Annotated in this window: 18 protein-coding genes; 1 reads left to right on the forward strand and 17 read right to left on the reverse strand. The window is 51.0% G+C overall.

The window, feature by feature from the left end:
* Positions 1-36: 36 nt before the first annotated feature.
* The gene (locus GAP13_RS00170; RefSeq protein WP_158904981.1) at positions 37-726 is read right to left on the reverse strand and encodes a nucleotidyl transferase AbiEii/AbiGii toxin family protein; all 690 of its coding nucleotides are present in this window, start codon (positions 724-726) and stop codon (positions 37-39) included.
* A 28-nt stretch (positions 727-754) separates the two neighbouring features.
* Between GAP13_RS00170 and GAP13_RS00175 the strand changes: the two genes are divergently transcribed.
* Complete coding sequence (locus tag GAP13_RS00175; RefSeq protein ID WP_158904983.1) at positions 755-1072, forward strand: hypothetical protein; 318 nt, start codon at positions 755-757, stop codon at positions 1070-1072.
* A gap of 43 nt (positions 1073-1115) precedes the next feature.
* On the opposite strand, the gene GAP13_RS00180 is transcribed toward GAP13_RS00175, so the two are convergent.
* The 16 genes from GAP13_RS00180 to wbaP all read right to left on the reverse strand — a co-directional run bounded on the left by GAP13_RS00180 (position 1116) and on the right by wbaP (position 22473).
* Positions 1116-2333, reverse strand: coding sequence for an ISL3 family transposase (locus GAP13_RS00180; protein WP_158904985.1), 1218 nt, complete (start codon positions 2331-2333; stop codon positions 1116-1118).
* A gap of 101 nt (positions 2334-2434) precedes the next feature.
* Positions 2435-4081, reverse strand: coding sequence for a hypothetical protein (locus tag GAP13_RS00185; protein WP_158904987.1), 1647 nt, complete (start codon positions 4079-4081; stop codon positions 2435-2437).
* A gap of 166 nt (positions 4082-4247) precedes the next feature.
* On the reverse strand, positions 4248-5372 hold the full coding sequence (locus GAP13_RS00190; protein WP_158904989.1) for a GNAT family N-acetyltransferase: 1125 nt from the start codon (positions 5370-5372) through the stop codon (positions 4248-4250).
* 28 nt (positions 5373-5400) lie between these two features.
* A complete protein-coding gene (locus tag GAP13_RS00195) occupies positions 5401-6909 on the reverse strand; it encodes a hypothetical protein (RefSeq protein WP_158904991.1) in 1509 nt (502 codons plus the stop codon).
* The gene (locus GAP13_RS00200; protein ID WP_158904993.1) at positions 6906-8546 is read right to left on the reverse strand and encodes a hypothetical protein; all 1641 of its coding nucleotides are present in this window, start codon (positions 8544-8546) and stop codon (positions 6906-6908) included. The genes GAP13_RS00195 and GAP13_RS00200 overlap by 4 nt, the downstream gene beginning before the upstream one ends.
* A gap of 70 nt (positions 8547-8616) precedes the next feature.
* Positions 8617-9432: a polysaccharide deacetylase family protein gene (locus GAP13_RS00205; protein ID WP_158904995.1), complete on the reverse strand. Its 816-nt coding sequence runs from the start codon at positions 9430-9432 to the stop codon at positions 8617-8619.
* Between the two features lie 20 nt (positions 9433-9452).
* Positions 9453-11135, reverse strand: a complete 1683-nt coding sequence (locus GAP13_RS00210) for a BamA/TamA family outer membrane protein (RefSeq protein ID WP_158904997.1) — start codon at positions 11133-11135, stop codon at positions 9453-9455.
* Between the two features lie 24 nt (positions 11136-11159).
* Complete coding sequence (locus GAP13_RS13150; protein ID WP_158904999.1) at positions 11160-12296, reverse strand: glycosyltransferase; 1137 nt, start codon at positions 12294-12296, stop codon at positions 11160-11162.
* Positions 12293-13486 carry an O-antigen ligase family protein gene (locus GAP13_RS00220; RefSeq protein WP_158905001.1) on the reverse strand — a complete coding sequence of 398 codons (1194 nt, stop codon included), beginning with the start codon at positions 13484-13486 and terminating at the stop codon, positions 12293-12295. Before GAP13_RS00220 ends, GAP13_RS13150 begins: the two co-directional genes overlap by 4 nt.
* 11 nt (positions 13487-13497) lie before the next feature.
* Positions 13498-15573 (reverse strand): glycosyltransferase, encoded by a 2076-nt coding sequence (locus tag GAP13_RS00225; protein ID WP_158905003.1) that lies wholly within the window; start codon positions 15571-15573, stop codon positions 13498-13500.
* Positions 15570-16691: a glycosyltransferase gene (locus GAP13_RS00230; protein WP_158905005.1), complete on the reverse strand. Its 1122-nt coding sequence runs from the start codon at positions 16689-16691 to the stop codon at positions 15570-15572. The genes GAP13_RS00225 and GAP13_RS00230 overlap by 4 nt, the downstream gene beginning before the upstream one ends.
* Positions 16681-17604 carry a glycosyltransferase family 2 protein gene (locus tag GAP13_RS00235; RefSeq protein WP_158905007.1) on the reverse strand — a complete coding sequence of 308 codons (924 nt, stop codon included), beginning with the start codon at positions 17602-17604 and terminating at the stop codon, positions 16681-16683. The genes GAP13_RS00230 and GAP13_RS00235 overlap by 11 nt, the downstream gene beginning before the upstream one ends.
* Positions 17597-18706, reverse strand: coding sequence for a glycosyltransferase family 4 protein (locus GAP13_RS00240; RefSeq protein WP_158905009.1), 1110 nt, complete (start codon positions 18704-18706; stop codon positions 17597-17599). Before GAP13_RS00240 ends, GAP13_RS00235 begins: the two co-directional genes overlap by 8 nt.
* A 13-nt stretch (positions 18707-18719) precedes the next feature.
* The gene (locus GAP13_RS00245) at positions 18720-20177 is read right to left on the reverse strand and encodes a flippase (RefSeq protein ID WP_158905011.1); all 1458 of its coding nucleotides are present in this window, start codon (positions 20175-20177) and stop codon (positions 18720-18722) included.
* The gene (locus GAP13_RS00250; protein ID WP_158905013.1) at positions 20174-21034 is read right to left on the reverse strand and encodes a DUF6675 family protein; all 861 of its coding nucleotides are present in this window, start codon (positions 21032-21034) and stop codon (positions 20174-20176) included. The genes GAP13_RS00245 and GAP13_RS00250 overlap by 4 nt, the downstream gene beginning before the upstream one ends.
* Positions 21034-22473, reverse strand: a complete 1440-nt coding sequence (gene wbaP, locus GAP13_RS00255) for an undecaprenyl-phosphate galactose phosphotransferase WbaP (RefSeq protein ID WP_371709263.1) — start codon at positions 22471-22473, stop codon at positions 21034-21036. The genes GAP13_RS00250 and wbaP overlap by 1 nt, the downstream gene beginning before the upstream one ends.
* Positions 22474-22543: the final 70 nt, after the last annotated feature.

Raw genomic sequence — 22543 nt, forward strand, 5'->3', positions numbered from 1 at the left:
TGACCCCGATTTTTAAAAATTTAAGAAAAGGGAGGTTTACATTGCGAGGCTGTTGGGGCTGGCGTGGAGGATGTCGCGGGTCATGATGGTCAGGCTCTTGAAAAAATCGCCCGGATCGGGGGTGATACGCCATTTAATCGCTTTGAACATATCGCGGGGAAAGGTGGATATGATGTCTGCGATGGTTATGGCATCAAGGCCGGCTTCTTTTGATTCAGCCTCCTGCAATGCGACAGCCCAGTCGAATTGGTATGAACAAGCGATAAAATAGAGATCTGCGATGTCTTTTGGCTCCAGGCGGTAAAGTGCGGTAAGTTTGTTGGAAAGGATATTCCTGACCGAATCGATTCGTGGATAGAGCGGATGCGCAATGCATTCACCAAAATGCGCGGCCACGTCGTTGACAAAATCCAGCTTCAGATTTGTTTCTCCATCGCGGACGACTGCGTGTGTGTATGCTTCGTGGCGGATGATGCTTCCTTTCACGAACTGGTATCCGGCATTTTCAAGCGCGGAAAGGGATGCTTCGACAATCTCGTTGAAATGCTCCACGGAATTTCCGAAAAGATCGAGGTCGTCTGAATATCGGTGGTGGAAATAGATTCTACTGAGCGCGGTACCACCGGTGAGAGAAAGTACGCTGCCGCAAACGGGCGCGAGCGTTCGGAGAATCCCATTCTGAAGGGGATACAGGCTCTCCTCGTAGAATTTTTCGTAGCCGCTCATAATGCTCCTTTAATTCTCTCGGCCAGAGATGAGCGATGTTTTCGGTCGTGAGCAGGGCAATCGCCTGGTCTGCTCCGATAAGGCCAACAATATTCTGCCACGGAAGGGCGCGGAGAAGCCTTCTATAGATCGCAGGCTTGTGCAGGCCACCCGCACTCTCTTGTCTGTCCTCGAGAACGGCCAGGAGGGTTTCGGGGTCGGTATCGTAGTCCCATGCGATTCCGGCGAGAAGTTCGAGTTTTCGCTCCCTGGTGAACATGGGTTAAGTATAGCGCCGCGCCCAGCGGGGGTAAAGTTAGGGTTTTGGGCAATTGGGGTCGCCCGGATGGCCGGTTTGGGGGTCTGACCCCGAGTTTTAAAAATTTAGGCTCTTCCGACTTCTCTATGGGTCAGATCACCATTTCTGGCATCATCGACAAGCCGCCCAAGTGAAACAGAATGACCATCTTGAAGCGTGAGCGGTTGCGAAAACCGCAGGCTCGCGCTTTGAGTTTCTGTATCGTTGCATTCACTGATTCATTCTTGGCATTCGTTGCTCCAAGGCGAGTAGCATTCACAATGCCCCAGAGATACTGCCGAATCGTTCGTGCCACGTTGACCACGGGCGCCAGTCGGCTGCGCGTCATCCAATTAAGGAGCTTCCTCCAGTCTCTTGCAGCCTCTTCATGGCTTTTCGTGCGCAAGAGTTCTGCTGCCGCCTCCTTGATCCGCCAGGCGCGCGCCGTCTTCAGGTTGCTTCTGGCAAGCGAGGTGAACGCAGCATCGTGCGGGTACGAGCGAAGCCAGTCGTGTTTCGTCCGCGTCAATGGGCTTGTCTTTCCTTGCTGCTTGAACGCGCGGTGCTCGTCCGCACGTACCTTGTCCAGCGCTTTGTTGAAGTATTGCGCCACATGAAACCGGTCAAAACAGATTTTCTGTACGCCATCGGGGATGCTTTCCCGCACCGCTCCAATGTAGGCATCCCACATGTCCATGCTGACCGACTCGAGCGTACGCAGGGCATGCATATGTGCCAGAAACCATGATTTCAGCGTCTCTTTCTTGCGTCCATCGAGCACATCGACAACACAGTTGCGCTCCTGGTCAAACACCACGGTCACATACTCATGCCGCTTCTGAAATGAGGTTTCATCAATACCAATCCGGGTAAGCGGATGCGCTTCTCTCCGTGCCAGACCGCGCCTGACTGCCCGTTCCATGATCCCGGAAGCCGCATCCCAGCTGATCCGCAAGTGCCGCGCCACATCGGAAAGCGAGGCAACTTTCAAAAGCGATATGGCAACCGCCTCAAAGAGCGCCGTAAACCGTGATCCAGGTTCTCCCCAGGGGACTGTCACTTGCTTTACTCCATGCTCACTGCAGGATATCCGCGGCACTTCTGCTTCAAGAATCGTCGTAAAGCCGCAGGTATCCAAATGTCGCCAGCGGCGCTTCTGATGGTCATAGACCGGGGAAGGCTTTCCGCACACAGGACACGGGAAGCTTGCGCCTTTGGGATGACCGATGATGACTGTTACGGTTGCAGCTGAAAGATCGAGGCTCACCTTCTCGACAAACCAAGGCTCCTTGAGCCCAAGCAGTTTCTCATACAGTTCTCTGTCTTGCATGGCTTCAGTATGGCTGAAACCCCTTGCTTTGTCACCGTACCCATAGGATTTACTGAAGAGCCAAAATTTAAGAAAAGGGGTCTGACCCCTGGTTTTAACTACTATCGTTTGCGTTTGCGCAGCGCGATTGTTTCGATTTCGTGTTCGAGGTCGGTGACGGCTTGTCGCATGTAGTCGACTGAGTCAAAGAATTGTTCGAGTACTTCGCGCTCCGAGGGGTCGCCTGGGCGGCCTTTCGCTGGGGAGTTCATGAGGAGCATGAATTCGTTGAGGACGCCGATGAGGTTGGCGAGCTCGGTGAATTTTTCTATGGGGAGGTCTTCGGGGGAGCGGAGTTTGGTGTCGAGTTTGCGCATCCAGGCGATGTAGTTGGCGTAGATGTCGACAAGGGCAGCGCGCATTTCGCCGAATCCGTCGCGTTCGGGGTCGTAGTTTGCGAGCGCTTCGTCGCAATAGTCTTCTATGAGGTCGATAAGTTCGTCAGCCGCCTCGGGGAAGACTGTCCACTGGGGTGAGGATTCGAAAAATCGGTCCCAGAGGTCTTGGAGGGTGGTGCCGCGGTAGGCCATATCGAGCATGAGGGCTTTGATTTCGTCGGCGTTGAAGGCGAATTCGTACGCTTCGAAAAATCGGTTCAGGCGGGCTTTGAGCGAGGGTTTTCGGCCTTTGCGGGGGATGGCTGGGGCGCGAACGGGTGCGATGGGGCGGGCGGCCTCGGAAGAGGCTCCGTTGGTTTGGGCTGGAGCGGTCTTAGGCGGGGCTGCGCTGGCAGAGTTGCTGGTCTTGGCGGGGGCAGCGCTGGCTGGGCGAGCGTCGGGCATTTGCGTGGGGGCACAAGCCGCGGCGGCGGCGGGATTTTCTACTCTTGCGGGCGCGGCTGAGGTTGGGGTGCTGGTGGCGCGAGCTGCGGAGGCGGCCTTGCCCGGCTTTCTGCTCCCGGTGCCATACGCATCGAGTCCGGAAAGAACGATATGCTCGGGATCGACTCCTTTCTTCCAGATGAGATTCTCGCCTCCAAAGTAAATAATTTCGGCGGCTCGCCCTGCATCTAGATAATCGACGAGGGCGGCGGCGGGGTTCACATAGAGGGCTTCGCCGCCATAGCGATAGACAAGCGAGAGAAGCGTATCGTTGCGGCGGGGGAATTTCAGCTCGTCAAAGGCTCTGGCGAAGGCTGCATCCATTGCGGAAAACCACGCCTCGCGATCGAGGCGCGAGGCTTCTTGCGGCGTGACGGGGGCGGCGGTGAAGATGCCCTTTTGATAGCGTTGCACTGAGAGGCGCACATAGCTGCCTTGCTGGATGCCGCCCGGGAAAAGTGGCTCGAGGTCGAAGACGGACAGGCGGATCAGTCTATCGAAGGCTTGGGAAGCTTGGGCGAGGTCGGCGGGGAAGTTGCCGGGGTACATTTCTTCCAGCATATAGAAAATGTCCATGAAATTCAGAAGATTGTGGAAGCGAAGTATTTCATTATAGGGCAGCACAATATTCTTTTTGGGCAGCGGCGAGGCGTCGGGCAGGCGTATTTCGAGGCGTGGTATGGAAATTCTGTAGGAATGGAAGGGTTCGAAGCGGTGGCCTGGTATGAGTACCTTTTTAGCGCATTCGAGTGGGTCGAGGCGGACGAGAAAGCTCGCTCCTTCCGGGACGTGGGCGGGCGTTTTGGAGGGGGGCGGGTTGGGATGCGACTGTTTGGAAGGTGACTCTTTGGAATGGGGCGCCTTGGGGCTGTTTGATGACTGGCTCATTGTTTTAATTTAGCTGATTCGGAAATGGGTGTAAAGAGAAGTCGCGGCAATCTTCGGAAGTCAGCCCGTGACCCCAAGTTAACACTGGGGGGGTGGCTGGGTACGGCGGCGCAGCGGCGTTCGCGCGCCGGCGCAAAAGTTAAAAATTGGGGTCTGACCCCAAATTTTAAAAATTTAAGAAAAGGGGTCTGACCCCTATTTTTAACTTTTGGAGGGCGGGCTTGAGGGGGCTGCGTTTTATTGTTTCAAGGAGGTCGGATAGAAGGAAGGTGGGCCAGCCTTTGGCCGAGATGGGTGCGCGGTAATACATGAGGGGCATTTCGATGGTGCACCACTTTTTCTTATAGGGTTCATCGCCATTGGCAAAGTCGAAAAAAGTACAGCCCCGAGCAAGCGCGGTTTCAAACAAATGCATGAGCAGAAGACTGCCGGGCGAATATCTGCTCACATCTGCATCCATGAGAAATGAGGGCATGAGGTAAAAAAAGCGGGGTGGCTGAACAAGACCCCAGTGTAGGGCAAGGGGGCTTTCTTCTTTCATGAGTGCGCTGATGTGCACCGGCAAAGCCGGCTGCTGAGATGCTTGAAGATAGAATTCTGCAAATCCCGGAATGGCAAAATTATCGGGCACGCGCATCTGGGCAAAGCGTGCGCGTTTTTGCTGGATCATGTGGCGGGTGAGGGTTTCGCGCTCTTCAGGGCTTTCAGCGACGATAAAGCGCATGCTGCTGTTTTCCGAGAGTTTTTTCTCGGCCCGACGCAGGTTGTAGCGTTCTTTGGAGCTGAGGGTGTGGGCAGGAAGCTTGGCTGCATCGAACCGACGGGCGTAGGCTGAATAGTGCAGTCGTCTGAACTCTCTGCTGAAAAATGGATTCGGCGAGCCGTCGATACAGAAGGCAGGTATCCGGTCGAGGTATAGCACATCGCAGGATGCAGCGCGAGCAGCAGCGTGCAGAGCATTCAGAATGTCGGGCATGAGGGCCGGTTCGAAACGGTCATAGAGGGGGCCTGCGTAATCCGACACGCCATAGCCGAGCCATTCCATGCTGCGCAGGCCCTTTTGCTTTCTGATACCGAGGGGGAACAGCATCGAGCAGGTCCCGGAACGGAGCTCGGTAATCCTGAGTTCCCAGCCGTTCGCCATTCCTATGGTCTTGTACCAGGTTTCAAGCCATGCGTAGCTCTGAAAAGGGTACCACTGCCCTTTCTGTTCGAGGGCGGTCCAGGAAGTGCGGGCGCTCTCGAAGGACTGGTGGGCCTCGATGTTTATGCCGTCGGAAAAATCTCTCATAATATTTAAAAAAGGGGGTCTGACCCCTTTATTTAAAAAAACGATAGGCAATGCCGAGTGTCAGTCGGAAGAGGGGCTTGGTGTTCCCGGCCACAGGGGCGAAAATATAGGATTTCTGGTCGACAAGGGAGGCGCCTGCGGGCCAGCCGCCTGTTGGCGGATTCGGGGGGCGGAGTTCGAGCGCATCCAGAGCGATTCCTCCGGTCAGCGAGGCAGAAAAGAGCCAGGGGCCGGCGCTCTTCTCTCCCCCCAGCGAGAGCAGAAAGCGTTTTTCCAGCACTGGGTCGTTGAGCCATTCGAAGCCGGATTGCGGATCATAGGTGAGGTCCTGCCACGGGTTGGTGGGGCTGTTGGAACCGGCCAGCCTAAATTCGAAAGCAGACGCGAGTGTCGCGAATGGAAATGCCTTGTTCCAGCTGAGCTCAAGGGCGAGGTTATTCTCGCCATATTTGTAGCCAATCATGTTGTCTTCTGTCGCGATTGCCTTAGGCTGGAATCCGGCGGTGTTCCAGCCGATGTCGAAGCGTGTGTCGGGGAAATAGGTGTATCCGTACGCCAGCGTGCTTTCAGTGCCGCTGCGCATGGTGGAAGGGGCAAAGGTATATTTTGTCGCGCCGGCGATATTGAACGCCCAGGTGCCGCTCGGCTTTTCCACGGAAGCGCCGAGCGTGAGCGCCACCTGCCAGGGGTTGTTGGTCCACCCTGCTATTCCAAACATTCCCATATCATCGATAAATGCTTGTGCTATAAGGTTGTATTTGCCGGGCTTTTTTACATTGACAAAAAAGCCCATGACATAGTTGTCGTCGTAATCGCTGGACCATGGGGCGCCTCCCTGCCCCCGCACGTACTGGGTGAAAATCTGCGGCAGGGGGTTGAGAAAGTACTCATAGTCGAAATAGCGGCTGCCGGAGTACACGGTGGCTTCCTGAAAGCCTATGCGCATGTCGCCTCTGCGGATGCCGAACACATGCAGGTTCATGGCTCGGTCGGGGAAGCCTGACGGCCAGGCGTCGGTTTTCTGCCAGGAATCAATGGTAAGGCCGATCCAGCGTGTTTCGAAGAAAAACAGGGGGCCTTCGTACGCGATGCTCGCGGTGGGCGCAGAAATGCCGTTCGAGTTTATAAAGAGCGAATAGGGCGAATCGATATAGTCGAAATTCCGGAAGCGGCCTGCTTTCAGGGTTACGGGCCCGAGCTGCGAGAAAAACCCGCCCTCATCCATAAGGAAATAGATATTGCCGAGGGTCCCGCTCGGATTGTCGGCCAGAAATGGGGCGTACTTGCCATCGGTATTCGCTGAAAGTTTTCCTGTAAATCCCAGGAAGCCCGCATCGAACGAGAAAGCGGCAAACCCGTTCGGAGAGAGACCTCTGTTTTCGATTTCTTCCCCATAGCTGCCTTCATTCAGGACAGCCCCCGCGCCGATTTCGAAGGAGAGTTTTGCGGCGACACCCTGCGTCCGGGTTTGTGCAGAGAGCAGAAAAGGAACCAGCATGAGCAGAAGCCAGATGCAGGTACGGCGGAAACGTCTCATTGTTCAGTTCCTGTATATGTTCCTGCAAGAATACGGTATGACAGACTCATTTCGAGCTCGAAGGCGCTCTGGCCGTCATGCCAGAGGTACGCGGGCTCAATTGTGCCGCAAAGCGCACCGAAGGTCAACGAGATGGGGATGCTGGCAAGTACGTTGTAGCTGCGCGGCGCATTCTCGGTCGTTGTATTGTTGTACACTTTGGTATCGATGAGGTTCGCCTCGGTATTGAGGTCCAGGAACAAAAGGCGGTAGCCGAGGGAGAAGCCCCATCTGGATGCGCCAGCCTGCCGAGCGCCCGTAGCCCGTCCGAAGGCAATCTCGCCATGGCTGGAAATCCAGCGCACGCCCGGCCCATACGGGCTTGTGAGCGGAAGGAGGATGCTCCCGCCGAGGTAGCGCGGATAACGATAGATAAAGCGCAGAAAATAGTTGACATCGTTGGGCTGGGCCTGGCTGCCATCGTAATTGCCCCACAGCCAATGAGTGGAGCCAGCTTCGATGTACGCATGGATAACGGCAGGTTCGGTATTGAATGCTGAAAGGCCACGTTTTTCTTGTGCTTTCTGCTCCTTCTGCGCCGCAGGTATTTTCAGCGGGGCTGCGAAGCGGGCGCCCAGCACATATGCATCGATTGTCGGGGTGGCGGTATCTGATACCCCTATACCGTTCAGATTGATATCATCGAACCCCGCCTGGACGGAGAGCGCAAGCCACGAAAAAGGCTGCCAGGCTGCCGTCAGCACCATGGAATTGTTCGTCTGGGGCACCGATGCCTGATGCCGCGAAATGAGCGGAAAAAGGTCGGTCAGATAGAAGCGGTTGTTGTAGCGCGCCAGCATGGCGTGGTCCGCAGCGCTCAGGCTGAACTGGCCCGGCGAAAGTGAGCTCGCCGGCCATGCCGCTCCTGCGCTTTCTTTGTCGCCGGAAGACTGCGGCCCGAAGGTCCATGTGATTTTGCTCATTGCCTCGACAATCGTTGTCGGGGTTTTGTCTGTTTCGAATCCGTATCCGGGCTCGAGCGGGACATCATTTCCATCCCATGCTTTTACTGCGGGAATCGTCGCAATAATAGAGTCGAGCGAAAAACGTCCGAGCTTGCCGTATCCTCGCAGGGCATCGTACCAGGGGATCCGGGATGAAGACAGAAGGCCGCCTTCGAGTATGCCATTGTAGTCAACCCGGTCGCGTCCGAACGCGATACCGGCCGATCGGGTTTTCCAGTACACGACAGAGCGGCTGAAAAGGTTGCCTTCCACGCTTGTCGCGCCGTTTGCAAAGGGCAGGTTGTCGCTTCTGAAGTAATCGCCCTGCCATTCGGGTTTGACTGCAACGCGCGCGGCGACTCCAAATCCGCGTACGCCTGGAAGGGCGCTCCCCGCTTCTATGGAGAAGTCGGCCAGGGGCGGGCGGGAAAAATAGTTCCTTTGCACATCGATGCCGTTTTTGTATTGTTTCGAGGCATTTTCCAAAAGAAGATTCGCGCTGCGGGATGTTTCATCAAAGGTTGCGGTAAATGAGAGGCGCCATGATGCGTTCTGCACAGAGCTGGGGTTTGTCTGAGCGATTCCCTGCTGGGCTATCGCCGCAAGTAGAACAACAACAACAATTACGATGCGCAAATCTATTGATTGTTTCATGCCACCACCCTCCTTCACACGCAGTTCTGCTCCCTGCTTTTATCTATCCTTGCAATGCATTATGCTGCAATCAATTACCTAAACCCATATTGTTCATGCTTGTCCGGCGTCTTTTTCTGTGCAAAAAGTCGGACAGGCCACCCAATTTGGCTCTGAAAACGTGATACGGCATATCTGCATCGAGGACGGTGCGGTGAATTACAACGGGGCGCTGCACTGGCTCTTCGGTTTTTTTAAAGATTGCAGATTGTGTCGAAAAAATATATGAAAAGCCGGCATCGACCAATGCATTGTATGCTTTTTTGTTATAGGTATGGGGCTCGCCGCCCACCCATGCAAAGGATGCAACTCGTTTGCCAAGGTGCGCCTCAATGCTCTGCTTTGCCGCGAAGATTTCTCGACGTATGGTCGCATCATCAATTTCGCCTATCATTCGCATGTGGCTCTGGGTGTGGCAGCCGATTACATGGCCGCGGAGCGCAAGGTCCTGAATTTCTGTCCAATTCATGGCGATGGGCGGCTTTATGGCTTCTGGCAGGCTGATTCCGTGGTTCAGGCAAAACTGACGCTGCTCAGCCTCCGGTACTGCGGGAAGGCCCGCTGGAATTAAAAACCAGCCAATCAAGCCCCGTGCTTCCAAGAGGGGAGCTGCGACTTCATAATTGTCGAACATGCCATCGTCGAAGCTTATTATAAGTAATGGCTTTGTGTGCTGCAGCGAGCCATCCAGAAACCGCTCAAGCTTCTGTTCATCGATACATTCATAATGCGCAGCGAAATAATCGAGTTGACGGACTAAGTTGTCCTTGCTGGCGGCGAGTGTGACATGGTAACAGACCGCCCTAAGGCTCTCTGAAACTTTCCTGGATGCTGTGGTGTTTCTCATGTCCCGTCCCCGTGCAATTCCTAGAAATGCAAGCCGATGCCAAGCCAGACCTCGAAGCTATCCGCATCCAGGGCTCTGGTTCTTATCAGATCGAGTAGATTGTAGCCCACAGACAGCCGGTATGTGAAGGATCGCGCATATACTGGAAAGATAACAAAATCCGCCCCTCCTGCCAGGTACAGATTTGAAGGGTCCCAGAGTGGTTGGGCGGGGGTCGGCCGCACGTAGCCGGCGTCGACAAAGGGGATGATAAAGACTTCGGCCTCGAGCTTGGACCAGCTAAAAAATCGGCCCTGCGCAAAGTTGATTGGAAATTGCAGGTTGGCGATGGCAGCAATGTCTCCGTACAAAGTTGCCTTTATGCCGCGAAGATAGCTTCCCCACTCAACTTGGGTGCGGTACGAAGTGTCGCCCAGTAATGTCCAGCTTGCGTTCCAGCGGCCCAGTGCCCTGAACTCGAGCCCGGCAAGGTTCTTGAATGAGGTAAAAAAAGAGGCACTCCCATCAATGAGCAAATCGTATGCGCGGGCTGGCGATGGCTTCAGCATATAGCATGCTGAAGTTTCGGACAGGCTAAAAGAACTGCCGCGCCGGAAATTGCCCAGCCAGTCAACCGCGCTGTATCCAAGGCTAATGGTTGAGCCGAGGCCGGCATCATAGGGGCTGAAAGCTGCTAAATTGATGTTATAAAAAATATTCGAATTCAGGGTAAGGCTAAACACTGCTTGAGCGGGCATCTGAAATAGCGGAAAGGAAACACCCAGATAGGCTGCATTTTTCCATTGATGCGGCGCCGTTGCAATGGAGTCAAAAGAATAACCCGTATTCAGCCCTGCATTCCAATTCAACCCACGCCCGAAGGCGTAGTTCACATTCTGAGCAATATTGGCGATGTGTTCTTTGTAAATATCATGGTATTGATAGGAAAAAGTGGGCGAAAAGTTAAAAAAAGGGGTCTGACCCCATTTGTTAAATTTTATAACCGAGCTAATGGAGGCTGCAAAATCATAAATGTGTATCCCAGCGGCGGGGCTGTAGCGAAGGTTGCCTGATAACGCAGTATCCCAAGTACTGCCGAATGCTACGGGGTAAATTTCGAATTGCGTACCTACATCGAAAGTCTTTGTTATGATATAATAATTAGCCGAAGCAGTAATCGGATTCAATGTCCCGAGGAAATTGAAGTCTTTGTAGCGCAGTGCAAAGGAAAGGCCATCGGCTTCGCTGAATTTTGGAAATGGAACAGCAAGGGCTGTCCACGTATCTTCAACATATACATGTATGCGGACAGGGAGAGGCTCTACGGAAGGGGCTGCTGCCTCAGCTCCGGGCGCCAGTTTGGGTGGCACTGTCTCGGGCAGTTCAATATCGATGTGGGAAGATTCGGTGAAAACCCTGTTGTCTTTTAATATGCGCTCTTTTTCTGTGATGTAGAGGCGCAAGTCCTGAAATGTATCAAAAACTTTGCCAATTTGAATATTGAGGAGTTTTGCAAGCGCATAGGTCTGGGTGCGGCCTTTGATGATATAGATGACATCTTCTATGCGAAAGAAGCGAACAGTATTTTGGCCAGGCGGAGAAGATGCTGAGGGAAATTCCCCTCCCGAAGTTTGAGCTGAAGTTTGAGCCGACAAGCTGGCTCCAAGAATAAGCATAAAGAGAAAAACCCAAGGCAATGCGCTCTGTCGCGAAGGGGTATGCATTATTTCCGGCTCTCCAAGTATGTTCTAGCCCAACGTTCGTAAGAGTTCCGCGTACACGTCCTGGTAGCGTTCGACCATGTGGTTGGCCGAATATTCGTTTTGCCAACTTTCTCGCGCTGCGGCTCCCATTTTAGCACGTTTCTCTGCGTCTTTGGCAAGCATGCCAAGAGAGCTTGCAAGCGCCTCCGGGTTGTTCGCGACTAGAACACCGCGCGCAGTCTCTGTATATGGTTTGCCCTCCTTTTTTATTTGCGCAGCACCCTCGGCAATGCCCGCTTCTATGCCCAGCAGCTCCGGAATACCCCCTACCCTCGATGCCACAACGGGAAGCCCTGCGGAAAATGCTTCGAGAATACTCACCGGCATGCCTTCATGGTCCGAAATAAGAACATAGATATCGGCAAAGCGCAGAAAGGCGCTTGCATCGGGCACAGTCCCCAGCGCAAAAAAGTTGGGCGGATCAGCTGCGGACGGCTCCCCTCCTATCCAGACGATGCTCATTACGCCAACCAACAGCTGCGCGGCTTGTCGGAGGATATCGGCCCGCTTGGGGGGGGCGTTTCGCGCAATCATAAGCGCAACCGGAAGCCCTGCTTTGCGGATATTCGCCATTTTGGCGCTCACAAAAACAGGCAGGCCACCCTCCAGCTTAGCCTCGGACACGCCATTGGAGATGTAGTGGGGCTTGTACCCATCATGCTGCATTAGTGCAAGGTCGTGCTTTGATACTGCAATAATAGCACCGCACCTTTTTTTCAGCATTGCATCGAATGCAAGAAATGAAGGGTTGGCAATCTTGAGCTGCTCATATCCATGCATAGTGTAGACAATATGCGAAGCCGGGATACCCCATGCAAGTCGACCAAGGGCTGCGGCTTTTGAGGTATGCACGTGCACTATGTCGGGCCTCCAGATGCGATAGATAGTGGCAATTTCCAGAAGAGCGCGAACCTCGCATAAAGGAGAAAGCGCACGCTTCAGGTTTGGTACAACAATGCGCTCAATACCTGCAGGAATGCCGTGCCATGCTTCTTCGCCGCCTTCCGGGCCATATGCAATCGAGACGGTATGGCCGCGGGCTGCAAATCCTTCTGCAAGCGTCCGCGCGACAGTCTGAGCGCCACCGGCTTCGGAACGCGTAATGAGCTGAAGGATTCTCATACGCCTCGGCCTGTAAGAAGCCGGTCTCCACCATCTTTGCTCATAACGCGCTTTTTATCCGCTGCCAAAAGGCAGATGCCTAGATAAAAGCCAAGAAAACTGAGCCCCCCAGGCGCAAACGCATCGAGCGAAAAGAATACAATATACACCATTAAAGAAATATCAAAAAAACCAAATGGACTGGTCGATTTAGTGATTCTGGCAAAAATGAGCATGCAATATGCTAAAATCGCAAAAAGCCCATTTTCAAAAAACATGGCCAGCATGGAATTATGTGGACCAAAGCCATTCGATAAGAATCCTTCGTAGAATGGAGTATTTTTCATATAGTCATTGATCATGCGCACATTATCTGCGGAATCGGTCCAGCCCCAGCCGATCCAGATATGCTCAAGGCCTTTATGTGCAAACGCATTCCATAAATACTGCCGATTGGCAAGCAGCTTATTTATTGTACCATCAAATGTTAAAGAAAAATAGATAGTGGCAATTATAGCCATAAAAAAGAGCACATATCCAAGGTGCCTTTGTACATGTGTTCTAGAATTTGAGGCCAGCAAAAAGAAAGATCCTACCAAAAAAGCAAGCGGCGCAGTTCTGGAACCTTGCTCGCGCATTCCGATTGCTTCAAATAGCACAATTGAGAAGCCAGCCAGCAAAACCATCCATGAAAGCGCCGCTGCATGCTGCCTCCTTTTCTTTTGCACTATGTAGGCCAGAAAGAGAGGAAACCACACAAACGACATTCCGAATGTATTCGCATTATTGATCCATGGAATCACTCCCAGGCGCATTAAAATAGTTATGATGGTAACAGCGCCCGCCAGTATGGCTAGCGCCGCTCCGAAAATATCTTCGATTTCTTGTCTTGTGTATGCATTAAGAAGCCCTGCTGCGCCGCCAAGCACGAATACTCTCGATCCCGATTTTACAAAAGCTTTGAAACTGCCAGAGCCTATCGCATATAGAAGACCATCTTTGAGCGCAATCGCAAGAAAAAAGCCTAGCACCATGAGCGCCCATTTATCGGAAAGGACGGCTTTCCAGTTCAGAAGCAAATACCACGCAGAAGTGAAAAGGATGATGGCCACTCCTATATAGGTATAATCGCTGAAACTGAAGGCAACACCAAGAGCAAGTGGCACAATTTCATACGAAATTGCGAGCAGTCTGTTTTTTGTATTTTCCATTGACTCTCCATTTATTGCCACTGTTTTTTTAACAAATCATGATAACATTTTGAATAATTTTTTGCACTGCGGTGCAGCGAATACTGCTGTACTTTTTCAAGGCCATTCTGAATGGCTTTTTGCTGTTCTTCCGGATACCCAAGCTTCAAAACAGCCTGTGCTGCAGCTTTTGCATCGCCCTGCGGAAACAGTAGTCCGGCTCCCTTCACAAGCTCCGACAGGCCGCTCACATCGCTTGCGACGACAGGTAACCCTGAAGCCATCGCCTCCAATGCCGCAATGCCAAAGCCTTCTTTTTTTGATGTCTGCAGATAGAGCTGGCATGCGCGCAAAACTTGTGGCACGTCGTTCCGCGAACCCAAAAAGAGGCAGCGGTCGAAAACGCCGAGCTTGCGAGCCTCATCCTCCACAGCTTGGCGATCCGGACCATCGCCTACGAGTACGAGTGCGTATTGCTGCGGCAAAAGCGAAAGCGTGCGCAACGCTGTTGCATGATCCTTTATAGGCACAAAGCGGGCTGTCATCGCAATGCCCTTTCTGCCTTGCAAGCGTTCGAGGACATCGACTGCTGGCTCGATATGCAGCCCGAATTTTTCAGGGTCTACGCCATTTGGCGCGATAATTATTTTTGAGGAAACTATATGCAGCCAGCCTTTCAGCGCAGCAGCTACTGCTTTGCTCACACATAGAATCGCCTGGTAGCGGCTATAGGAAAATGTTTCAATGCCTCTGAAAAAAGGCAGGAGCATGCGATTGTTTTGGCTTGCATGTTCAGTTGTTACATAGATCGGCCTTTTTGCAACGAGACTTGCTGTCGCGCACCAGTGAAAGCTTGGCGCGAGGTGCGAATGCACAATATGCGGTTCTATGCGCCTGATCATCCGCAGCACTGAAAAAATATGAACAGGATTATAGGGGTTCGACGCGTTGTGCTGCTTGGGCTTCTGACAGGCAAAAAACACAGGGATTCCGGAATGGATCAGCGATTCGGCAAATACTGCATTGCTGCCGTCGAGCGCAAGCACATAATTCTGCACCCCCTGGCTTTGCAAGCGCGGTAAAAGCTCCGCTAGGAGCCGCTCCGCCCCTCCTGGTGCAAGCGAATTGATAACATGGAGAACCTTGACAGGCAGGGTAGCAGATACCGCAGCTACTTGCCCGTACTGCTGCGCTGCAATTCTTTTTAGCGAAATAGTGTCTACAAGCCAGGCGATCCACCCTGGAATAAAAGCGCAGCATACCCAGAGCCTGGCAGAAAGCGGAAGGTTGGCAACGGCCGCAATTGCTTTGCCCTGTGTTTTTGCATGCAGCATAAAGCGCACATAATTTGCCGATTCGCGCAGGATCCCCCCTATTGGCAAGCCACCTTTTTCGATCTCTTCCTTATAAAATAAAAGCGTCCCGAATATGTTTGTGGTTCGTAGCTTCAGGCTCCTGGAAGAAAGCCCTTCCGCATGGTACTGTGCCTCATAAAGAACCGTATTGACAAGATACAGCCCGAAGCCAGCTCTTGCGATCCGGTACCACACAACTGCTTCGGTAAGGAATTTCTCTCCTTCAAATTCCGGAAACGAAAATCGCCGCAAAATATCGGTTTTGAATACTTCAGCTTTGTCGCCTCGAATTCCATACTTGTATGTCAGCGATAGCGCATCGGCAACGCGAACATTTTCCGGCAAGGCTTCGCCGATAATCTTCCCTTTAAAATCCGCTTTCAGCCCGATGAGCCCCGCGATATTATCTGCATCTTCAATTTCGGACGAAATATTTCGGATAGTTGCCAGCGCATCAGGAGGAATCCGGTCATCAGAGTCGACAACGAAAACCCAGTAGCCCTTCGCAAGCCCAATTCCTTTGTTCAATGCCCGGTGTTTGCCGCCATTTTCTTGGTATACATGGACAAGATTGAGCTGGGGCTCGTTCTCCCACTCGCGCAGAAGGGTCCGGGTGTCATCTGTCGAGCCGTCATCGATAACTATCCATTCGAAATCCGTGAATGTCTGCGCTTCTATGGACCTTTTGAGTTCCGGAAGCGTATGTGCACGGTTATATGTTGCGGTGATAATGCTGATGAATGGCGTTTTCATTCGTGTTCCCCGGACAAAATTCGATCGAGAACTGCTGAAAATTTCCTGTACTGGGCATCAACGGATAATTCCTGCTCGTAATAAGTCCTGGCCTGGCGGCAAAATGATACATCGCAAACTCTGGCGCGCGTATCGAGATTGCGCAGTGCCTCGATCCAATCTGCTTTTTTTTTGGCCAGAATCGAGCCCGCACGGAGATAATCATAGCCGGCAAATGCTTCTTGTGTCCCAATGACAATCTTGCCATGCATGTAGGCTTCCGCTGTTTTTACTTTTATTCCTTGGCCCCAAAATATCGGGGAAACCACGCAATGTGCCTTCTGGTACCATGCTATTGTGTCTTCGACTGAGCCGACAACTTCGACATTTTTCCGTGAAAGTTCATGCCGGTACTGCTCGAATCCGTGCCCGACAATAAACAGTCTGCCATCCACATTCGGCATGACATTGCGCACAAACCATCGCATGCCATGCAGATTCGGGGGAAAGGCAGAGCCGACAAAGAGCATGACAAAATCATTTGAGCTATGGGTTGGATGGCGATGTGCATTGATGCCAGTGTAGACATCTTGCACAGGTGCAGCCACAATGAGGTCCGGCTTTCGGCCATATAATCTGGACATCATGCGGGCCTCCCTCTCCGATACGGCAATAACAAGGTCTGCGGCGGCAACTGCTGCTGTTTCTGCTCTGATAATTGCAGGCACAAGGAACAGATTATGAATCCTGAAGAGCCTGAGCGCTCTTTGTGCATAATATTTTCTTTCAATATTATGAAATAGCGCGGCAATACGAATTTTGCTGTCAAAGCGCCTGATATCTTCGCAGGCTCTTCCGTATACGCTCTGGTCCACAAAGACAAAATCCACACCGGCCAGCCGCTCCATCAGGATGCTTTGTTCTTTCTTCCCGTATGGCTCGAAATAGCCATGGAGGGCACCTATCAGAATCCTGCCTTTTGTGAGGGGTTCGGCAGTGAGCTCATTGATATACAGTTCATCAAGGTTTCCTTCGAAATATTGTCTGAGCATTGCAAGCACCGACTGCGAGACAATATCGGCACCACCTTGTACTGCGATTACCCGCTCACCGCGGATATAGAGAGCCTTAAAATTCATGACCTGTAACCTTGCGCAAGGGATAGCTGAAGATTACTTTGGCGATTTCAGCAAGGAACAAGCTCTGGCGAAGAGTTGGTGAGAGATCGTTGCCGAGGACTTGTCGCAGTGCTGCGCGGTTTTTATTCAGAAATCTCCAGTTATTTTCAGCCTGGGACATGAAGATTTTTAATTTGCGAAGGACAAAATTGCCCGAGGCAGTGTGTGCGCCTCCGCCCGCCATATCCCTTGGCAGATTCACTTGGACAGCGCGGGAGTCGTACCATATTCTGGCCCCTGATGCCTTTGCGCGAATGAGAAAATCTGTCTCTTCACGGAAACAATTGCCCGTATACGCTCCATCAAAGAGAAGGCCCTCCGCAAGCTTTTTCGAGACGAGAAAGGCTGCGTGCACAAAAGGCACTTCAATTGGTTTGGCATATGCAGCATCAAAATGGGCCTGGAGTGTCACGGGATTGATGATGGTCTGCCAATCGGCGGGCATCAATTTTTTTGCGTGCTCAAATGAATATAAGACCTGTGCATGGGGAACTTCCTCTTCCTTTATCATATACGGTGCACGGGCGCCTACTATATCCGCTTTCTGTGCGTGCAATGTCTCGAGCAAGAAGCTGAGGGAGCCTGGTAGAAGAAGTGCATCATCGTCTCCGAAGTAAATATAGGGTGCGCGCGCGGCATGGATGCCCAGATTCTTTGCATGAGGCTGTTTGAGATTCCGCTCACTGCGCAGATAGCGAATGCGGTTGTCCGACTGTGCGAGCTGCAGCACTGTATCTCTCGTCTCATCCAGCGAACAATCGTCGACGACAATGAGTTCGAATATCTCAGGCTGGAGATAGGTCGGCAAGGTTTTTTCCAGCAAATGCGCTCTGTTGTACGTCGGCACCACCACCGAAATGCATGGCTCATGCATCGGGTTCTCCTACTATCGCAGCAAGATGGCTGCTCCACGGGGCAATGCCGAATTCCTGTTCGACTGCGTGGTGCATTTCCTGTTTGCGAGCAAGGTCTTTCCACTCTGAGGCTGCGTGTGCAAGTATATCGTACAATTGCGCAAAATTGTTTGTGTCGGCATGATAGACACCAGGGAAACTTCTGTCCAGCAGGTAGGCAATCGCGCCGACTTGTGTTCCGACGACTGGTATGCCGCATGCAAGGGCTTCGAGCGTTACCATCTCGAAGCCTTCGTATCGTGAAGGGAAATAAACTACATCCGAAGCACCATATAAATCTGGCAAATGCGCATATGAAACACGCGTTTGTATAGAAATATTCGGCAAGACCTGCAAGATTTCTGATCCACGGGCGTCGGGTGAAACAAGGGTGAGGGTGACAGGCTGATGATGTTCAAGACAATATTCCGCAAACGCCTTAATTCTGTCGATTCCTTTCATCCATTCAAGGCGTCCCACAAAAAGAACCTTCAGTGAGGGCTTCGAACTGTGATTGCTCAAGCGACTGGAGGCGGCTGTAGGCTTGAAATGCATGGTATCTACTGTATTGGGAAGAATTCGGATTTTTTTTGCAGCGGTCCTGTAATATTTCTGCCACTCGCGAGCGGCCTGCGGCGAAACCGCAAGAACTTTTTTGGCTCTTTGCCCTGCGATCATTTCCATTATTTCTTCGAGGCCGAAAAGTTTGAGTTTCCAGGTGTGGGGTATCTGCAAGCCCGCTGCTTTTGCCACACGATATCCATGCATCGAGCCGTGGCAGAACAGCACATCGGCCTTTACCAAAAATGCAGAGTAGCCATTTCCAATGACGAATGCTCCTTTTTTTCGGAAAGTATGTGCGTAGTATGAAAGCAAGGCCGACTGCCAGAAAAAGCCGAACCGGCCTTTGAGCAAGAATGATGCGCTGCGTCCAAGGCTGGCATGTCTCAAGAAACGGGCATCCAGAAGCAGCACTGAATACCCTTGGGCGATGAGCACCTGGCGCGTATAGAACATAACGCGCTCTACCCCTCCAGCGTCCGAAATGCCTTTGGGCGAAACGATGACAGCAATCTTGGCCATTCCCGATCAATCCTTACTTTTTGCGAATGTATCGCAGCAGCGACAACAGCTGTTCATTTTTAAGCATCACTAAATAGACAAAATAGGCTGATGAACCTGCTACTATTGAGACTAGCAGTCTGACCGCCCCACCGTTCATAAAAAAAACGGGTCCATACGCAAATGCCGCACACAGAATTGCACCTGCGAAATATTGCAAAAACGTTTTTCTGTCAAAAATAGTACGCGCATCAGAACGGTTGCATAGTAGCGTATGCACAATGAGCACCGAAAGCTCACCTGCAAGCATCCCCCAGGCGGCACCAATCTGACCAGTTCTTGGCACAAGCAGCGCCATCGCTGCGCCAGTGACAAAAAGCCCTGTAAAAAAAGATATGAGCATTTTCTTTTCTTTTTTTTGTGGAATAAGAATTTGCATTTGCAAAAAATTGGAGAGAGCAACCACGGGCACAAGGAACGCGGTGATTCTGAGAGAACTAGCAGAGGCAGCGAAGGCCTTACCTGCAAAGACCACTGCTAAATCTCCAGAAACAGCAAAAAGCCCTGCTCCTGCAGGCAAGGCGAACAATACTATGAGATCGGCAGACCAGCGGAGAATGCTTCTAAACTCTTCTGGCCGCGTATCAGCAGAGGCCGCGAGCTTTGGCATAAGTACCGTACTCAATGTTGCAATGAATGTAATGATCATCCGCGCAAGACGAATCGAAATATAGTAAAAGCCCGCCTGCACATTGTCCGAAAAGAGGCCAAGAAACAGAAAATCCAAATTGGTGTACGCCGTAATCAAGAAGGAAAGAATCGCAAATACAATCATCGGTTCCACATGCCGAAACAGGTTCAGTCTTTTAAAACTGAATCGGACATATCGGGTGGCAGAAAGCACATTGACTACCATTGCAATAAATGAAGAACCTACAAACAATAAAGCATATATTTTGTAGTCGTTTTCTTTTTTTACCATAAGAAAAAGGCAAATAACGAACGCTGCTTTTATGAATACATTGCGCAGCCCGATATAGCGGAATTGCTCAATCCCCTGAAAAAACCATTCAATAAAGAGCGTCGAAGTAATGATTGTAGCGCCAAAAATAATAAAGAGCCCGAAGTCATTCCTGTATTGAGGAACAACATATATTATTATTGTATATACAATAGTACTTATTGCGGAAGAGAATAGGCTTATAATGAACAGTTCTGATGCAGTGTTTCCCATTGTTTTTCTGTCTGATCTGGTACGCGCAATTTCCCGCATGCCATAGACAGGCAGCCCAAGGGACGCTGCTACAATAAAATAATTAGTGAGTGAAGCGGCAACGCCGAGTTTTCCCATATTTGCAGGCCCCAGAATGCGGGCTATGTAGGGGTAGGTCAAAAGCGGTACTACCATATTAAGGAAGGTGCTCAGGCTGGAAAAAAAGAAATTATACAAGACTTTGGATTTTTTGAAGTCGGCATTGACAGGTTCGATCACGGGGAGCCTCTTTGAGAAGATTCGTCCTTGAGCGCTGTGTGCGTTGCGCGCAAAAGCTGAGCGCGCCGGCTTACCCATCCCTGAACTGCATTGATACGCTTTTCAAGAGCCGAATAAACATCAACAATGGAAGAAACTGTTTTGCCAGGCGTTGCAGAACAAAGCCCGATCGCCAGAAGTCCTTCGTCTACAGGAAAGATCATGAATTGCATGACAAGGGCATTTTTATCGAATGCTTTTATGACAAAATACGCAAGAGGTCTGGCATTGGTAAGGGTGAGCATAACGCTGTCGCGAGCGTTCTCTATCGAAATTGAATACCATGTCGAGCCGAAATTTACATCTTGGATATGTGCAATAAAGCTGAGGCTTTCTGGCAATTTCTCAAAATGCAGGCTCGGGAGGGCTTTTGAAGAACCTGCTGCAGCCACACGATAGACATCATCGAAGAGCACCGTGGTTTTTTTTCTTGTTTCCGAGTAATAGGTAACACCAGCAATTGTTTCAATCTGTGCGAGATTATTGACGAGATCCAGCCTGTCCTTTTCAGAAAATCCTATATTTTCTAGCAAAAATATATCGCCAATGAGCCACGTGGCATCATCTTGACCAGTAAGCCATTGCCGAAAGATAGCCTTCTTTGATAAAGGTATAAAGTGTTCAACCTGCTCCTCATCGGTGGCATCAAAAAGAAGTGGCGCGCTTACCAGGAGCCTTGCCAGCTCGTTGCTTGCAAGGTTGGGTAGCACATTGCGAAGAGGCTGGGCCGCGACAAAAGATGTCAAGCCCAGCAGCAAAACAGCAATGCAGCCTGCAAGCCAGGATTTAGCAGCACGCCGCATGGTTCGTTGCAGCATCAGTATGCACCTTTCCCTTCTATTACCGCAGCAAAGGTCTTGAAAAGAATATAGAGGTCAAGCCATAAAGACCAGCTTTGAATGTAATAAATATCCATGGCAACCCGCTCCTCATAGTCGGTTTCCGAGCGACCAGAAATCTGCCATAAGCCGGAAAGACCGGGCTTCACACTTGCAAGCAAGGCATAGTTATCACCGTATTTTTCTATTTCATCATCAATTATTGGGCGAGGGCCGATCAGGCTCATCTCGCCTTTGAGCACATTCCAAAGCTGTGGAAGCTCATCAAGGCTTGTTTTGCGTAGAAGCATACCGATACGCGTTATTCGCGGGTCTTTTTTCAGCTTGAAATTTTCTTGCCATTCTTTTTGCAGATCAGGATTTTCTTGCAGCATTTTTTCGAGCATTTCCTTCGAATTTTGATGCATTGTTCTGAATTTATGTAACTCAAAGAGCTTTCCGCCTTTTCCGCGCCGGCTGTGTGTATAGATTACTGGCCCTGGCGAATCGAGTTTTATAAGAATTGCAATGAGTATGCAAAGCGGAAGGAAAACAAGTCCCCCGACAGATGACAAAACGATATCAAAAATGCGCTTTAGCACAATATTATGTGAAAGAAGCAGCTGCTGCTCGGTCTGCACAGTGAGAATGCCATCGATATCTCTTACCGACATCCAAAGATTGGTAACACCAAAATAATCTGGAACTAAAAAATAGCTTCGAAAATTGCGCACATAATCGGCGATTATGACTGAAAGCCTCTCTCTGCCCACTCCCGGCATTGCCACTAGAGCTGTCTCAAAGTTGCATTCCTTGACAAGAGGAATGCTCAATTCGAGGCCTTTTAGGACAGGAATGCCCCGATACTCTCCTTGAAGTTCAGAATTATCGTCGAGCATGACAACTGGCCTATATCCGATTGAAGGCTTGTCCAGAAGCCTGTCCACCAGCATCCTACCCGTTACCCCCGCGCCCAGGACAACAACCGGTATTCCCCAATATTTTAATTTGATGAACATTTTCCTGACAGCGCTGCGACCCATCAGAAAAATCGGCACGCTCAGAATAAATGAGAGCACGAAAGCGCTGGAATAAATATCCAATTCATGATTCTGAATATAGAGTGAAAGAATGATACCACCATGTCCCATAAAGGAAGCGATCGCAAAGCGCCTGAGCTCCTCCTGGTGCGAAATATTTACACCCGGATACATGTGCAGCAGGTATAGAACAACCAAAAAAGCTGGCAAATAAGGCCAATACGTTACAAACGATTTAAAATCGATATCTTCCATTCTAAATAGATTGATTATAAAAAAGGCAGTGCCAAAGCTGAAAAGAATAGAAAAAATATCGCCGGCTATAAACAGGATTGCCATGAACAACTTTTCCCAATTCTTTCTTCCGCGATGCCTACTCAAAAATGCTTCAGAAGTCATGCAAGACCTCGCCTATACCAGATGAGTGAATAAATACTGGAAAAACTCACGACCATATTTTAAAGCATAC

This window comes from Rectinema subterraneum, assembly GCA_009768935.1.
In the GTDB taxonomy this organism is placed as follows: domain Bacteria; phylum Spirochaetota; class Spirochaetia; order Treponematales; family Rectinemataceae; genus Rectinema; species Rectinema subterraneum.